14 protein-coding genes are annotated in these 14493 nt (G+C 70.9%); 4 read left to right on the top strand and 10 right to left on the bottom strand.

Annotation, left to right across the window (positions count from 1 at the left end; all coding sequences use genetic code 11):
- Positions 1-5 precede the first annotated feature (5 nt).
- Positions 6-797, bottom strand: coding sequence for a crotonase/enoyl-CoA hydratase family protein (locus AC07O4_RS11905; protein ID WP_255221122.1), 792 nt, complete (start codon positions 795-797; stop codon positions 6-8).
- Positions 798-938: 141 nt separating this feature from the next.
- Between AC07O4_RS11905 and AC07O4_RS11900 the strand changes: the two genes are divergently transcribed.
- Positions 939-1958, top strand: coding sequence for an AraC family transcriptional regulator (locus AC07O4_RS11900; protein ID WP_495304626.1), 1020 nt, complete (start codon positions 939-941; stop codon positions 1956-1958).
- Here AC07O4_RS11900 and AC07O4_RS11895 read toward each other — a convergent pair.
- Positions 1955-2869, bottom strand: coding sequence for a sialic acid TRAP transporter substrate-binding protein SiaP (locus AC07O4_RS11895; protein ID WP_495304625.1), 915 nt, complete (start codon positions 2867-2869; stop codon positions 1955-1957). The two genes, AC07O4_RS11900 and AC07O4_RS11895, sit on opposite strands and share 4 nt — an antisense overlap.
- 286 nt (positions 2870-3155) lie before the next feature.
- On the opposite strand from AC07O4_RS11895, the gene trhA reads away from it, so the two are divergent.
- Complete coding sequence (trhA, locus tag AC07O4_RS11890) at positions 3156-3779, top strand: PAQR family membrane homeostasis protein TrhA (RefSeq protein WP_354347693.1); 624 nt, start codon at positions 3156-3158, stop codon at positions 3777-3779.
- 13 nt (positions 3780-3792) lie between these two features.
- Here trhA and AC07O4_RS11885 read toward each other — a convergent pair whose 3' ends face one another.
- From AC07O4_RS11885 to bla, 5 genes are all read right to left on the bottom strand, one after another.
- Entirely contained in the window at positions 3793-4791 is a 999-nt protein-coding gene (locus AC07O4_RS11885; RefSeq protein ID WP_495304624.1) for a tripartite tricarboxylate transporter substrate binding protein, read from the bottom strand.
- A 34-nt stretch (positions 4792-4825) separates the two neighbouring features.
- Entirely contained in the window at positions 4826-6064 is a 1239-nt protein-coding gene (locus AC07O4_RS11880) for an acyl-CoA dehydrogenase family protein (protein ID WP_495304623.1), read from the bottom strand.
- A gap of 20 nt (positions 6065-6084) precedes the next feature.
- Entirely contained in the window at positions 6085-7656 is a 1572-nt protein-coding gene (locus AC07O4_RS11875) for an AMP-binding protein (protein WP_495304622.1), read from the bottom strand.
- Between the two features lie 141 nt (positions 7657-7797).
- Positions 7798-8793, bottom strand: coding sequence for a LysR family transcriptional regulator (locus tag AC07O4_RS11870; protein ID WP_495304621.1), 996 nt, complete (start codon positions 8791-8793; stop codon positions 7798-7800).
- 50 nt (positions 8794-8843) lie between these two features.
- Positions 8844-9731: a class A beta-lactamase gene (gene bla / locus AC07O4_RS11865; protein ID WP_495304620.1), complete on the bottom strand. Its 888-nt coding sequence runs from the start codon at positions 9729-9731 to the stop codon at positions 8844-8846.
- A gap of 175 nt (positions 9732-9906) precedes the next feature.
- Here bla and AC07O4_RS11860 point away from each other — a divergent pair, with 175 nt between their 5' ends.
- Together AC07O4_RS11860 and AC07O4_RS11855 are read left to right on the top strand one after the other, a co-directional pair.
- Positions 9907-10254, top strand: coding sequence for an ArsR/SmtB family transcription factor (locus AC07O4_RS11860; RefSeq protein WP_495304619.1), 348 nt, complete (start codon positions 9907-9909; stop codon positions 10252-10254).
- A 40-nt stretch (positions 10255-10294) separates the two neighbouring features.
- On the top strand, positions 10295-10840 hold the full coding sequence (locus AC07O4_RS11855; RefSeq protein WP_495304618.1) for an SRPBCC family protein: 546 nt from the start codon (positions 10295-10297) through the stop codon (positions 10838-10840).
- 16 nt (positions 10841-10856) lie between these two features.
- Here the strand turns inward: AC07O4_RS11855 and AC07O4_RS11850 are convergent, their stop codons facing one another.
- From AC07O4_RS11850 to AC07O4_RS11840, 3 genes are all read right to left on the bottom strand, one after another.
- A complete protein-coding gene (locus AC07O4_RS11850; RefSeq protein ID WP_495304617.1) occupies positions 10857-11480 on the bottom strand; it encodes a hypothetical protein in 624 nt (207 codons plus the stop codon).
- 199 nt (positions 11481-11679) lie between these two features.
- On the bottom strand, positions 11680-13488 hold the full coding sequence (locus AC07O4_RS11845) for an acyclic terpene utilization AtuA family protein (protein WP_495304616.1): 1809 nt from the start codon (positions 13486-13488) through the stop codon (positions 11680-11682).
- An 8-nt stretch (positions 13489-13496) separates the two neighbouring features.
- Complete coding sequence (locus tag AC07O4_RS11840) at positions 13497-14465, bottom strand: Bug family tripartite tricarboxylate transporter substrate binding protein (RefSeq protein ID WP_495304615.1); 969 nt, start codon at positions 14463-14465, stop codon at positions 13497-13499.
- Positions 14466-14493 lie beyond the last annotated feature (28 nt).

The following is a 14493-nucleotide window of genomic DNA, read 5'->3' as shown; positions in this document are numbered from 1 at the left end:
TCGCCTCAGCCCGCGACCTGTTCGGGCGTCACTTTGGCCAGCGACTTGTCGACGAACGCCCCCAGCCGCGTCTGCACTTCCCCGCCGGTCTGCACCACCGCCGCCATCAGCGACTCGGCGAACATGCCGTCGGTGGCCGACATGTCGGCGATGCGGCTGATCGACGTGACCATCGCGTAGTTCGACAGCGCCGCGTTCTTCGCCACGCGCTTGGCCAGCACCATCGCGGCGCGCAGGCTTTCGCCGGGCGCGGCGATCTCGTGCGCCAGGCCCAGCGTCTTGCCGGCGCGGGCGTCGAGCACGCGGCCGGTGAGCATCATCTCGACCATGCGGCCCGGCGTGATGATGCGCGCCACGCGCACCGTCGCGCCGCCGCCGGTGAAGATGCCCTTCTGCCCCTCGGGCAGCGCGAAGTAGGTCGACGGGTCGGCCACGCGCACGTGCGTAGCCGCCGCCAGTTCCAGCCCGCCGCCGACCACCGCGCCGTGCAGCGCCGCGACCACCGGGATGCCGCCGTACTGGATCTTGTCGAAGGTGCTGTGCCAGCGCTGGCACACGCGCATGAAGTCGACCGCCGTGCGCTCCTTGTCGTGGTGTTCCTTGAGGTCGAGCCCGGCACAGAAATGCGGCCCCGCGCCGGTCAGCACCACGGCCTTGGCCTCGCGCGGCAGCGCACTGAACACGGCGTCCAGCGCGGCCAGCGTGGCCTCGTCGATGGCGTTGCGCTTGGCGGGACGGTTCAGGGTCACGACGGCGACCTCTTCGTCCATGTGCAGGGTGACGTTCCGTTCGATCACGGCAGGGCTCCTTGGGTTGTTGCGGGTTCCGCCACCGGAATGGGGCGCTTCAGGGCTACGATAGCCCTGGGTACCGCGCCATTGCTTGCAGATCGCGCCCATTCATTTGCAGATTCCGCCAACCGTCTTTTTGAACCCGCTATGCCGCCAGAGCGCGCCACCGTCGCCGTCAGCTTCCTGCAGCACCTGCTGAGCGGCGCGCGCCGCCAGCTGAGCCCGCGCGACATCGACATGCTGGCCGCGCAGGCCGGCCTGTCGCCGCAGCTGCTGCGCCAGGACGGCGCGCGCGTCACGCGCGAACAGTTCGTTCGCATGTACGAGTGCGTGTCGCTCTTCATGGGCGACGAGATGCTGGGGCTGTGGTCACGCCCGATCCGCGCCGGCGCGCTCAAGTACCTCGGGCTCAGCCTGCTCGACGCGCCCTCGCTCATGGTCGCCATGTACCGCTTCACGCGCTTCTGGAACCTGCTGCTGGACGACCACCGCCTGCGCATGACGCGCGCCCACGGCGTGGCCACGATCGCCATCGCGCCGCACCCCGAAGCCGCCGCGCGGCCCACCACGCCCTTCGGCCATGCGCTGATGGTCAAGCTGATCCACGGCGTGGCCTCGTGGCTCATGGGGCGGCAGCTGCCGGTGCTGGGCGTCGGCTTTGCGTTCCCGCGCCCGGCGCGCTTCGACGAATACGCCAACCTGTTCCCCGGCCCGCTGCAGTTCGAACAAGACACTTCTTCCGTGCGCTTTGCCGAACCGGTGCTGCGCCAGACCTTCCAGCGCACGCGCGCCGAGCTGCTCGACTTCGTGCGTCGCGCGCCCGACGACTGGATCTTCGTCACCTTCGACCACGACACCACCAGCGCCACGGTGCGCGAGTTCGTCGCCGCGCACCTCGCCTCCGACGCCACGCTGGGCGCGGCGGCGCGCGCGGTGCACATGTCGGAGCGCGCGCTGTCGCGCCAGCTCGCGGCCGAGGGCACCAGCTTTCGCGTACTGAAGGAAGAGGTGCGGCGCGACCTCGCGATCCAGCGCCTCGTAAAGACGCGCGAGCCCATCGACCGCATCGCCGCCTCGGTCGGCTTCGACAACACGCCGGCCTTCCACCGTGCCTTTCGCACGTGGACCGGCAGCACGCCGCGTGGCTACCGCCAGCGCGCGGGCTAGTTCGCTGCGCCGGCCAGCGCCTGCAGCTTGGCGAAGTCGCCCGGCCGCGCCCCCATCTGCTCGGGCGTGGAGCGTTTCGTCACGCGCTCCAGCAGCGGCAGGCGGTTGACCGGCTGCACCGTCATGCCCTTGCCGCGCAGGAACTGCTCGTCTTCGAGCTCGCTGGCGATCACGCCGACGTTGGTCCACTTGGCCGTGTCGGCCAGCGTCTTCTCCACCATCGCCTGCTGCATCGGCGTGAGCCGGGCCCAGGCCGCCTTGCCGATGACGATGCCCAGCGTGTCGTAGATGTGGCCCGTGAGCTGCACGTATTTCTGCACCTCGTACAGCTGCTTGGCGCGCACCGTGCCCAGCGGATGCTCCTGCGCCTCGACCTCGTTCTTCTTGAGCGCGCCATACAGGCTGTTGAACGGCAGCGACACGGGCTTGGCGTCGAGCGCGGTGGCGAAGAGCTGGTAGGCCGCGGCGTCGGGCACGTACAGGCGCAGGTCGCGGAAGTCTTCGGGGCGTTGCAGCGGCTTGCCCGAAGTCACCTGCCGCGCGCCGTAGTAGACCGACGCGACCATGCGGTTGCCACTGCGCTCGTTGTAGCCCTTCATCAGGTCCGCGAGCAGCGGGCTCGCGAGGTACTTGCGCACATGGTCCAGGTCCTTGAAGGCGAAGGGATAGCTGCCCAGGCCCAGCGGCGGATAGCCCTCGGCCAGCGTGGCCTGCCCGACGTAGGCGATCTGCAGGGAATCGTTGGCGAGCATCAGCGCGTAGTCGCGCTCCTGCCCCAGCTTCGAGGCGGGCACCACCTCGATCTTGATCTTGCCCTCGGACTGCTCGGCGATCTTGCGCGCCGCCAGTTCGGCCTGCTGGTGAAAGATGCTCGCGGGCTCGTAGATGTGGCCCCACTTGAACTGCTGCACTTGCGCACAAGCGACAACGGCGCTCCCCATGGCGACGCACAGGACAGCAGCCCGGCGCCACGACATCAAACTTTTTTTCATCGGCAGTCCCTCACGGTGAGAAGGCCCGCCGGCGCGGGTGCGCCAAAGCACGCGGCGGGTGTCGGGAACGCATCCCGGCCGCTGAATGTAAGCATTTGCAACCAGAATCCAGACAGGGTTTGCCCGGTCACGGGGCAGTCATGGCCCTTCCCTAGCATCCGCGTGCGCCCGACGCGCCCACTTCCCCACCGCACCTCAGCACCTCATGTACCCCGGCGAACGACTCAACGGCTACAGCCACCTGTTCGGCCTGCTGCTCGCGCTGCCGGCGGCCGCGCTGCTGCTCGCCAAGACGCTGCCCACGGGCGACCCGGCACGCATCGCGGGCGGGCTGGTGTTCTCGCTCTCGGCCGTGGCGCTGTACGCGGCCTCCACGCTCTTTCACAGCACGCGCGGCCGCAGCAAGCGCCTGTGGGAGCGCGCCGACCACTGCGCGATCTTCCTGCTCATCGCGGGCACCTACACGCCCTTCGCGCTCGTCACGCTGCAAGGCCCCTGGGGCTGGCTGCTGCTCGCGGCGATCTGGAGTGCGGCGTGCTTCGGCATCTGGCGCGAGCTGAAACCCGCCGAGACCGGCACGGCGAAGAAGCCTTCGCTGCCGCTGTACATCGGCATGGGCTGGCTCGGCGTGCTGGCCGCCGCGCCGCTGGCGGCGAAGCTGCACGCCACCGGCCTGGCCTGGCTGGTCGCCGGCGGCGTGCTCTACACGGTGGGCACGGTGTTCTATCGCAACCGGCGGGGGCTGCGCCACGCGCACGGCGCCTGGCACCTGTTCGTGCTGGCCGGCACCACGAGCCACTACGTGGCCGTGGGCTGGTTCGTGCTCTGACGCAGCCTGCTTCTTACAGCGGCTGCAGCTTCGCGGTCTTCATCATCCGCTCGGTCAGTTCCATCTCGCTCGCGAAGCCCTGCACATAGGCCTCGGTCGTCGACGGGCTCACCTCGCTGCCCAGCTCCGTCAGCGCAGCGATCACCGACGGCTGCTTCAGCGCCTGGCCGAACACCTCGTAGATGCGCGCCGCAATGGCATCGGACGTGCCCGCCGGCACCGAGACGCCGCCCCACGACGTGAGCTCGACACCGCGCAGCCCCAGCTCGGCCAGCGTCGGCACCTGCGGCAAGGCCGCGTTGCGCTTGGCGCCGGCCACGCCCAGGGCGCGCAGCTTGCCGCCCTGCACGTGCGGCAGCGCCACAGAGAAGATCGGCATGCCGAAGTTCACCTGGTTGCCCAGCACCGCGTTGACGATTTCCGACGCGCCCTTGTACGGCACGTGCGTGGCCTGCACGCCCGCCGCCTGCAGGAACAGCTCCACGCCCAGGTGCGAGGGCGTGCCGACGCCGCCCGAGGCGTAGTCGAGCTTGCCGGGGTTGGCGCGCGCACGCGCCACCAGCTCCTGCAGGGTCTGGATGCCCGAGCCCGCGTTCACCACCAGCAGCACGTCGGAGGTGGTCAGCCGCATGATGTGGCGGAAGTCCTTGAGCGCGTCGTAGCCCGGGTTCTGCTGCATGCGCATGTTGGCGGCCATGGGCGCGCTCGAGTAGATCCAGGTGTAGCCGTCGGGCGCGGCGCGCGCGACCTGGCGCGCGCCGATGTTGCCGGCCGCACCGCCGCGGTTCTCGATGACGACCGGCTGCCCCAGCAAGGGGCCGAGCGCTTCCGCGAGGATGCGCGCGCCGTTGTCCGGGCCGGTGCCGGCCAGGTACGGCACGACCCACTTGACCGGGCGGGTCGGCCGCCAGGCGGAGGCGTTCGCGCCAGCTGCGCGAGCAACGGCCGGCAGCAGCGCCGAGGCCGCGATCGCGCCGCACAGCGCGCGGCGATTGGCATTGATGAGAGTCATGGCTTGTCTTGTCTCCGGGTGGTCTTTTCGGGCCTCAGGCCGCATCGCCGATCAGCTCGCGCGCGATGATGTTCTTCTGGATCTCGCTCGTGCCCGTAAGCACGCGGTACATGCGCAGCATGCGGAACAGGAACTCCACGCGCCGCCCCTGCACGATGCCTTCACCGCCGTGGATCTGCACCGCCGCGTCGGCCACGCGGAACGCGGCCTCCGAGCAGAACAGCTTGGCCATCGAGGCCTCGGCGCGCGGGTCGCCGCCGGCGTCGATCTGCCGCGCGGTCGACAGCATCAGCGCGCGCGCCGCGCACAGCTGCGTCGCCATGTCGGCCAGCGAATGCTGGATCGCCTGGAACTGCGCGATGGCGCGGCCGAACTGGCGGCGCGTGCGCGCGTAGTCGCGTGCGTCCTTCAACGCCACGGTCGCCAGCCCCACCATGCCCGGGCAGTGCAGCAGCCGGTTGACCGTGATGCGCCCCAGCGCCAGCGCCAGCCCCTTGCCGGGCTCGCCGATGAGGTTCGCGGCCGGCACGCGGCAATCGGTGAGCACGATGTCGCCCGTGGTCGACTGGCCCGCCATGGTCTTGTAGCCCGCCTGCACCTCTACGCCCGGCTGCGTCAGGTCGACGAAGAACGCCGTCACCTCGCGGCGTGCCGGATCGTCCGAGGTGGACGCCATGAGCACCGCGAGGTCGGCAAACGGCGACCCCGAGATGAAGCGCTTGCGCCCGTTCAGCACATACACGTCGCCCTCGCGCTGCGCCTGCGTCTGCACCGCGCCGGCATCGGAGCCGGCCTCGGCCTCGGTGAGCGCGAAGCAGATCGCCTTCTCGGCCTGCGCCACGGGACGGATGAACTGCGCCATCTGCTCCGGCGTCGCGAACTTGGCCAGTGCACCGACGCGCGGCGGTCCGCTGAGTTCGCCGAACACATGCGGCGCGAGCGGCGAGCCGCTGGCGTAGATCGATTCCTTCACCAACACGTGGTCGAGCAGCGACAGGCCCAGGCCGCCCATCGCCGGCGGCAGCGTCATGCCGTAGAAGCCCATCGCGTGCGAGCGGCGCCAGACGTGGCGCAGCGTCTCCCTGTCGGGGCCGTGCTCGTGGTCGATGCCTTTCTCGCGCACCAGGTCGGCCAGTTCGCCGTTCAGGAAGTCGCCGATGCGAGCGATCAGCTCGGCCGCGCGCGGCGAGCCCTCGAAGGGGCCGTCGAACAGCGGCGCGCGGATGGCCGAAGCCTCGGTGGGTGCGGCGGAAGGGGTCAGCGTGGTGTCCATGTCGTTCTCTTCGCTCTTGTTCAATTGACGCGCCGCGCGTGGCCGGCCCAGTACGGCGTCTGGATCGCCTTGCGCGCGACCTTGCCGTTGGCGTTCTTCAGCAGCGACTCGACGAACTCGATGCGGCGCGGCCGCTTGAAGCCCGCGAGCCGTGCCGCGCAGAAGTCGTCGAGCCCGGCCGTGTCGGGCGAAGCGCCCGGCTTCAGCACGATGTGGGCGGCCACCGCCTCGCCCCACTTGTCGTCGGGCACGCTGAACACGCAGGCCTCGGCCACCGCCGCGTGCTGGTACAGCACGGCCTCGACCTCCGAGGGGTACACGTTGAAGCCACCGCTGATGACCATGTCCTTCTTGCGGTCGACGATGTAGATGTAGCCCTCGTCGTCGGCGCGCGCGAGGTCGCCCGTGTGGTAGCGGCCCTCTTTCAGTACCTCGGCCGTGAGCTCGGGCGCACGCCAGTAGCCGGCGAAGATGTCCTCGCCGCTCACCACGATCTCGCCCACCTCGCCGGGCGCGACCGGTCGGCCTTCGTCGTCGACGATCTCCACCAGCGATTCGAGAAACGGCCGCCCGCACGAGGCCAGCCGATCGGGCATGGCGGCGCGCGCGAACAGGTGGTCTTCCACCGAGAGGCCGCACACGCCCGAGGTGGTCTCGCCCGCGCCGTAGCCCTGCGACAGCACGGGGCCGAACACGTCCATCGCCTGCATGATCCGCGCGGGCGCCATCGGCGCGGCGCCGTAGCCCAGGCGCTGCAGGTCGGGCAGCGGCCGGTAGCGGCCCTGCAGCTCGGCCAGCAGCATGTTGATCATGGTGGGCACCATGAAGGTGTGGGTCACGCGCTCCTTCTTCATGTCGTCCAGGAAGCGCGCGGGCTCGAAGCCGGTGAACAGGCGGATGGTCGCGCCGCTGCACAGCGCCGGCACGATCTGCATGCCCGAGGCGTGCGTGATCGGCCCCACCAGCCCCAGCAGGTCGCCCGGGCGCAGGCCTTCGCTGCGCGAGAGGAACTTGCGCAGCTGGGCCAACCGGTTGCCGAAGGTCTGCATCGCGGCCTTGAGCACGCCGCTGGAGCCCGAGGTGTAGTGCAGCACGGCCAACTCGTCGGCGCGCACGCGCTCGCAGGTGAAGGCGTCGCTCGCGCGCGCCAGCTGGCCTTCGTAGGAAGCGGGCGCACCCTCGGCCGCGTCGAGCAGCAGCAGCTTCGGGGCCGCGCCTTTCAAGAGCGGCAGGAAGGTCTCGGCGCGCGCGGCGGTGGTGACGATCAGCGCGGCGTCGCTGTTCTCGATGACCTCGGCCACCTCGACCGGCGCGAGCCGCGCGTTCATCGGCGCCTTCACCAGCGCGGCCTTGTAGCAGGCCAGCTCCAGCTCGACGATCTCGACGCAGTTGGGCAGGTACACGCCCACGCGGTCGCCGCGCTGCAGGCCGAGGCCGCGCAGGGCATTGGCCAGGCGGTTGGCGCGCCGGTCGAGCTGTTCGTAGGTGCAGGCGCGCTGCGGCGTGGTCACGGCGATCTGCCGCGCATGCAGGCGGGCGGCGCGGGATGCGAGCTCGCCGACGTTGGCGACCTCGGGCGAAAGTGAGGGCAAGTTGTCTCCTTGAGGCCGGTGCCTGTGCACCGTGGGGAGAACTTTCGCAAACAACGCCGCCGCACAACAAATACCGATTGCTGATGCGCGGCCATCACAAAAGATGATGGCCCCGGCGCACGGCACCGCCGTGCGCGATGGCTACGCCTTGCCGTCGCCCAGGAACTGCGCGTCCCAGCGGCCCGAGGCGATCATCGAGCGCGCCTCGTCGGCCAGTGCCTGCCACACGACCTGCGTGGCCGCGTCGGGCACCTTGCCGGCCGGCGTGGCCAGGTGGTAGGTGCGCGCCAGCTCGGGCTCGACGATGCGGGCGATCAACCAGTTCGGCTGATCACCCGGCCCGTCCGCAAGTGCACAGGCGGGCGTGACCGTGAAGCCCGCGCCCGCCAGGTAGAGCGAGCGCAGCACGCGCGCCGAGTCGTGCTCGTGCACCACGTTGAGTTCCACTCCCACCGCCTCGGCCGCCGCCTCGACGCGCTGGCGGATGCTGAAGCGGCGCGACTGCAGCACCAGCGGCAGGCTCGCGGCGCGTGCGAAAGGCACTGTGGGGCGCACCGGTGCGCCCTTCTTCGCGCGCCCGCCCTTCGCACTTTTTCCGAGCAGTGCCGCCACCTCGCCCTTCGCATCGAAGCCGCAGAGGAACATGCCTTCGCGCACGAAGGGACGCACGTCCAGCCCTTCGACGCTGGGGGTGTCGACCAGCAGGCCGATGTCGGCGCGGCGATCGACCATGGCCTTGCGCACCATCAGGCTCAGGTCGTCGATCACGAACACGCGGATGCGCGGGTGCGACTGCTTCAGCCGCGCCAGCACCGGCCCGAGCAGCAGCGAGGCCAGCAGGAACGGCACCGCCACCGTGACCGAGCCCTCGGGCCCGTCGGGCGCGCGCTGCAGCCGCTCGCGCATGGCCGCGGCATCCGACAGCAGGCGCCGCGCGTCCTGGTACAGCTGCAGCCCCGCGGCCGTGGGCGTGACGCCCACGTGCGAGCGGTCGAACAGCTGCGTGCCGAGTTCGGCCTCGAGCTTCTTGATCTGCGCGGTCAGCGCGGGCTGCGCCACGTACAGCGACGCCGCCGCGCGCGACAGGCTGCCGGCTTCGAGCACCGCGATGAAATAGCGAAGAGACCTCAGATCCATGGGGCGGGCGGGGGAAAGATGGGGCCGCCCATTGTGGCCCCGTCGCCGACTCAGCTTGCGAGGGCCTTGACGGCGATGCGCGTGGCCGAGGCGACCACGTCGTTGCGGCCCTTGGCGTCCTTGTCGGGGAAGGTCAGGTAGACCGACAGCACCAGCGGCGCGCCCGACGGCGGCCACAGCACGCCGACGTCGTTGGTGCTGCCGTACGAGCCCGCGCCGGTCTTGTCGCCCACACGCCAGCCTTTGGGCACGCCGGCCAGGAAGCGCTCGGTGCTGGTGGTGTTGCCGAGCAGCCATTCGCGCATCTGCTCGCGCTGCGGCGCGCCGAGCGCATCGCCCAGCGCCAGCCGCTGCACCGTGTCGGACATGGCCGCGGGCGTGGTCGTGTCGCGCGGGTCGCCGGGAATGGCGGTGTTCAGCTCGGGCTCGGTGCGGTCGAGGCGGAAGGTGGTGTCGCCGATGCGCCGCGCAAAGGCCGTGACGGCGGCCGGCCCGCCCAGCACCTTCAGCAGCAGGTTGGCGGCAGCGTTGTCGCTGTACTGCATGGTGGCGGCGCACATCTCGTTCACGGTCATGCCGGTGGCGAGGTGTTTCTCGGCGACCGGCGAGTGCGACACCAGGTCGCCCTTGCCGACACTGACGCGGCGCCCAAGCAGGCTGGCGTCGGTCGCGCTGCGTTCGAGCACCGCCGCGGCGAGCACCAGCTTGAAGGTGCTGCACAGCGGAAAGCGCTCGTGCGCACGGTGCTGCAGGCGCGCGCCGCTGCCGGTGTGGAAGCCCGACACGCCCAGGCGCCCGCCGCAGGCGCGCTCGAGTTCGGCGAGCTGCGTTTCGGCGTCCGACTGCGCGCCCTTCTTCGGCCATGCGCTGCAGGCGCCGGCAAGCGGGGTCACGGCGGCGGCGAGCAACAGGGTGCGGCGCTGGATCAGAGGGTTCATGTGCGTGCGTCTTTCTTTTCGCGAGTGGATGGAATGAAAGGCATCGTAGGAGCGTCGCCGCCGCGCTTCCAGCGCCCGGGGCGCGCACGGCGTCCCGGGTGTATCAGGTGTAACGCCATTTCATCATTCAACCTTCGGGTTGAATTTTCTTCGGGGCCGATCTATATTCAACTTCATGGTTGAACTTGAAATCGAAGACGAACGGCTCGACGCCGTGTTCCACGCCCTGGCCGACAGCACGCGGCGCACCATGCTGCAGCTGCTCGCGCAGGGCGAATGCAGCGTGGGCGAGCTGGGCGCGCCGTTTCGCATGTCTTTCGCGGGCGCCTCCAAGCACGTCAAGACGCTGGAGCGCGCGGGGCTGGTGTCGCGCACCGTGCAGGGCCGCGCGCACGTGTGCCGGCTGGAGCCGGCGGCGCTCGCCACGGCCGATGCGTGGCTGCGCGCCTACGAAGTCTTCTGGAACCACCGCCTGGACGCGCTGGCGGATGCGCTGCGGCGCAATGCCGGCGATAGCGCGTGAACAACGTCTCTCCCCTCATTCACCCAAGGAGCACCGACCCATGACCACGACCTTGAAGCACAGCCTGGGCACGCAGACCGAGCCCGGCACCCTGCGCATCGAACGCACCCTGCCCGGCCCCATCGACCGCGTGTGGACCTACCTCGTCGATCCCGAGAAGCGCCGCCGCTGGCTGGCCGGCGGCACCATGGCGCAGGCGCCCGGCGCGGTGTTCGAGCTGCGCTTCCAGCACACCGAGCTGTCGGGTGAGGTGGCGCCCGAGCGCTTCGCGGCCTACCGTGAGACCCACGTGCAGCAATCGCGCGTGCTGCGCATCGAGCCGCCGACCTTGCTGGTCATCAGCTGGGGCAGCGAGCGCGAGGACGCGTCGGAAGTCAGCTTCGAACTGTCGCCGCAGGGCGCGCAAGCGACGCACCTGGTGCTCACGCACCGCCGCCTGCCCGACCGCAAGGAAACGCTGAGCGTGGCCAGCGGCTGGCACGCGCACCTGGGCGTGCTCGACGAGGTGCTGCACGGGCGCGCGCCGCAAGGCTTCTGGACCCAACTGGAGGCCGCCGAGGCGGCCTACGCGACGCACATCCGCTGAAGGGCGTCGGGCCGCGTCAGGCCCGGCGGGCGGGCTGCGAAGGCGCGCGGCAGGGCTGCACGCGGACGGCGCGGCTGATCACCTGCCGCTGCTCGCGCGCGCCCTTGAGCAGGCGCTCGGCCGCGACCCTGCCGTGGGGCACCGGCGCGCCCTCGCCCATTTCCGACACGGCCACGAACACCGTCTGGCCGCCTTCGAGCACGGCCTGCGTCTTCGGTTGCGACTTGCCCGCGTACAGCGGCGCATCGTCGATGTAGGCCTCCAGCGAGTGCGCGCCCGGCGCCACGCACAGGCGCGTGAAGCCGTTGGGCATCAACGCGGCGTGGAACTCGCCGTCGACATACACATGCGCCGCGCCCGTGCTGGGCGTGGCCGTGGCGCGGCGGAAGAACACGACCTGCGCCAGCTCGGGCACCACCGCGGGCGCGGGCCGGTACACGGCCCCCTTGCGCGAGCTCGTGGCCGACACCGCGACAGGCACGGCCATGTTCATCGGCTCGGAGGGCGGCGGCATCGGAGGCAGGGGCACGTACGACGTGACCGCGACAGGGCCGCAGCCCGCGACCAGCGTGGAGGCGGCAAGCACCCAGCGGCCCGCGCGCGGGCGGGGATGGAAGGAAAGGAATCTGGACAAGGACATGGCGTGCTTCGAGCGCCTTCAAGAAAAAAGGCGGCCATCTGACGAGGAGAAGGAAGAGCGGACCGGCCGGGAAACGGCCAGCGCCCAGGGAACGAAGCACTCTAGGAAAAACCACCGCGGCAGGCCATCGGACGAATCCGAAAGCGATGCGCGACGGCGTGGGCCCGCGCTGAAAACGCGGGCCCGGCGGCGCGTCGGCTCAGGCCGCGCGCAGCCGGCGGGCCGCGATGCGCACCGGCATCGACAACAGGATCTGCGCCATGCTCTTGCCCAGCGGGTCGGTGCGCAGCGACGCCATGCCGCCGCCGCCCAGCGCCGCTTCGCAGACGAAGTTGAAGGCGCCGATGCCAGGCAGCTCGTAACGCGTCACCTCGCCCTCGACCAGGTGCGCCATGTAGGCGCGCACGGCCTGCGCGCTGAGCTGCTCGCGCAGCACGGGCAGGTAGCGCGGCTCGCGCGCGAGGATGCCGATGTTCGAGACGTCGCCCTTGTCGCCGCTGCGGCCGTAGGCCAGGCGGATCAGCGGCACCTCGAGCCATTCGTCGTCCGCGTCCGGGTCGGCGGCGTCCGCCTGCGGCGCCACCTCGTCGGCCACGGCAACCTCCGCCGCCTGCGTCCTCACGGCCACGGGCCACGACTCGCCGGCCATCTCGACCACGGGCGTGAACAGCGCCTTGTCCACGAGCAGCGGAAACTGCCGGATCGACAGCGCCACCGACGGCCGCCCGCCGCCCAGGCCGGTGGTGCCGGGCGCCCACGAGGTGCCGGCCGCCGAGATCTCGCGCGCGAAAAGTTCGAGCGGCGCCTTGTCCGCGTGCGTGACGGCCACGCGCAGCGCCGCCTGGCGCGGCGGCTGGGCGGTGGCGTGCGGGCCGTAGCACTGCTCGGCGCCCAGCACGTCGATGTGGGTGGCCGAGAAGTCGGCCCAGCCGCGCTGCACGAACAGGTCGCGCGTGCGGCGCAGCATCGCCTCCCCGCTGCGCCGCGCCTTGGCGGCGGCGTCGAAGCCGACGATCAGCAGCTCGGCGTTGCAGCGGTAGCCCGCGGCGTAGGTGGCCGTGACCTTGTAGCGACCCGAGGGCGCACGTCCTTTCGCGCCCGAGACGCGCACCCGGTCCGCGCCCACGGTCTCGATCTGCACGGTGCGAAAGTCGCAGGTCACGTCGGGCAGCAGGTAGGCCGCGGGGTCGCCGATCTCGTACAGCAGCTGTTCGCCCACGGTGGCGCGGCTCACCAGCCCGCCGGTGCCGGGCGGCTTGCCGACGACGAAGCTGCCGTCGGCCGCACATTCGACCACCGGGTAGCCGATGTGGGCCCAGTCGGGCACCTGCTCCCAGTCGGTGTGCAGCCCGCCGGTGGCTTGTGCGCCGCATTCGATGATGTGGCCGGCCAGGCTGCCGCCCGCGAGGCGGTCCCAGTCGTCGTCGGCCCAGCCGAATTCGTGCATCAGCGCGCCGAGCGTGACGGCGCTGTCGACGCAGCGACCGGTGATGACGATCTGCGCGCCGGCATCGAGCGCCCGCGCGATCGGCACGGCGCCCAGGTAGGCGTTGGCGCTCACGAGGCGCTCGGGCAGCGGCGCGCCCGTGCCCATGTGGCCGATGCCCTGTGCGCGCAGCGCTTCGGCGTGCGGCAGTGCATCGTCGCCGGTGACCACGGCGATGCGCGGCGCGAGCCCCATGCCGGCCGCCAGGTGCGTGAGCGCGGCGGCGCAGGCGCGCGGGTTCACGCCGCCGGCGTTGGCGATCACGCGGATGCCCTGGCGCATCACGTCGGGCAGCACGGCGGCCATGGCGGTGGTGACGAAGTCGGTGGCGTAGCCGGCGTCGGGGTTCTTCAGCTTGGCGCCGGCCAGCAGCGACATCGTGAGTTCGGCCAGGTAGTCGAACACGAGGTAGTCGATGCCGCCGTGCGCCACGAGCTGCGGCGCGCCGGTGCTGCTGTCGCCCCAGAAGCCCGAGGCGCCGCCGATGCGCACGGTCTTCTGCTGCGTGTGGGGGCTGTTCATCGCGCGGCTCATTCGGGCTCGATGCCGGCGGCGCGGATCACGCGGCCCCACTTCTGCGACTCGGCGGCCTGGAACTTCGCGAGCGCCTCGGGCGTGCCGGTGGCGGCCTCGCCGCTGGAGATGGCCTGGTAGGCGACGATGGCCGGCGAGGCCGACACCTTCACCAGCATCTCGTTGAGCTTGCGCGTGACGGCCGCGGGCGCGCCCGGCGGCAGGTAGACCGCCGTCCAGTACGACATGTCGTAGCCCTTCACGCCCGCCTCGGCCACGGTCGGCAGCGCGGGCACGGCGGCCAGGCGCTTGTCGCCGCTCACGGCCAGCGCGCGCAGCTTGCCGCTCTTGACGTGCGGCAGCGCCGTGGGCGCGTCGGCGAACATGAAGTCGACCTGCCCGCCCAGCAGGTCGGTGATGGCCATCGGGTTGCTCTTGTAAGGCACGTTCACCATGTCGATGCCGGCCATCTGCTTGAGCAGCTCGCTCGCCACGCGGCTGGACGAGCTGCCGCTGCCGAAGTTGAGCTTGCCCGGCGACTTCTTCGCCGCCGCCACGAGGTCGGCCACCGACTTGATCGGCGAATCGGCGCCCACCAGCAGCAGCATGTGGCCCTTGGACAGCAGCGCGACGGGGGTGAAATCTTTCACCGGGTCGTAGGGCAGCTTCTTGTACAGGTGCTCGTTGGCGGCGTGCGTGGTGTTGGTGGTCATGAGCAGCGTGTAGCCGTCGGGCGCGGCCTTGGCGACGTACTGCGCGGCCAGGAAGCCGCTGGCGCCGGCGCGGTTCTCCACGATCACCGGCACCTTGTACTCGGTGGTCAGGGCCTGCGCGATGCTGCGCGCCTGCTGGTCGGTGCCGCTGCCGGCCCCGAAGGGCACGACGACGGTGAGCGGCTTGGCGGGGTAGTCCTGCGCCTGGGCAGGTGCCGCCGCCGCGACCGCGAAGGCCAGGACCGCGCCGAGGCGGAAGATGGAAGTGCGCATGGGTGATGTCTCCGGTGGGATGTAGTTC

The organism is Variovorax sp. GW821-FHT09D04 (assembly GCF_059416405.1).
Note: the sequence above shows the minus strand (reverse complement) of the source record. Positions and strands in the feature narration are given on the sequence as shown.

What these genes read in the sequence shown, in the direction of transcription:
- AC07O4_RS11885 (WP_495304624.1), bottom strand. Translation starts at nt 4,791, where the DNA reads ATGACTCTCATCAATGCCAATCGCCGCGCGCTGTGCGGCGCGATCGCG.
- trhA (WP_354347693.1), top strand. Translation starts at nt 3,156, where the DNA reads ATGTACCCCGGCGAACGACTCAACGGCTACAGCCACCTGTTCGGCCTG.
- AC07O4_RS11870 (WP_495304621.1), bottom strand. Translation starts at nt 8,793, where the DNA reads ATGGATCTGAGGTCTCTTCGCTATTTCATCGCGGTGCTCGAAGCCGGC.
- AC07O4_RS11900 (WP_495304626.1), top strand. Translation starts at nt 939, where the DNA reads ATGCCGCCAGAGCGCGCCACCGTCGCCGTCAGCTTCCTGCAGCACCTG.
- AC07O4_RS11860 (WP_495304619.1), top strand. Translation starts at nt 9,907, where the DNA reads ATGGTTGAACTTGAAATCGAAGACGAACGGCTCGACGCCGTGTTCCAC.
- AC07O4_RS11840 (WP_495304615.1), bottom strand. Translation starts at nt 14,465, where the DNA reads ATGCGCACTTCCATCTTCCGCCTCGGCGCGGTCCTGGCCTTCGCGGTC.
- AC07O4_RS11855 (WP_495304618.1), top strand. Translation starts at nt 10,295, where the DNA reads ATGACCACGACCTTGAAGCACAGCCTGGGCACGCAGACCGAGCCCGGC.
- bla (WP_495304620.1), bottom strand. Translation starts at nt 9,731, where the DNA reads ATGAACCCTCTGATCCAGCGCCGCACCCTGTTGCTCGCCGCCGCCGTG.
- AC07O4_RS11845 (WP_495304616.1), bottom strand. Translation starts at nt 13,488, where the DNA reads ATGAACAGCCCCCACACGCAGCAGAAGACCGTGCGCATCGGCGGCGCC.
- AC07O4_RS11850 (WP_495304617.1), bottom strand. Translation starts at nt 11,480, where the DNA reads ATGTCCTTGTCCAGATTCCTTTCCTTCCATCCCCGCCCGCGCGCGGGC.
- AC07O4_RS11880 (WP_495304623.1), bottom strand. Translation starts at nt 6,064, where the DNA reads ATGGACACCACGCTGACCCCTTCCGCCGCACCCACCGAGGCTTCGGCC.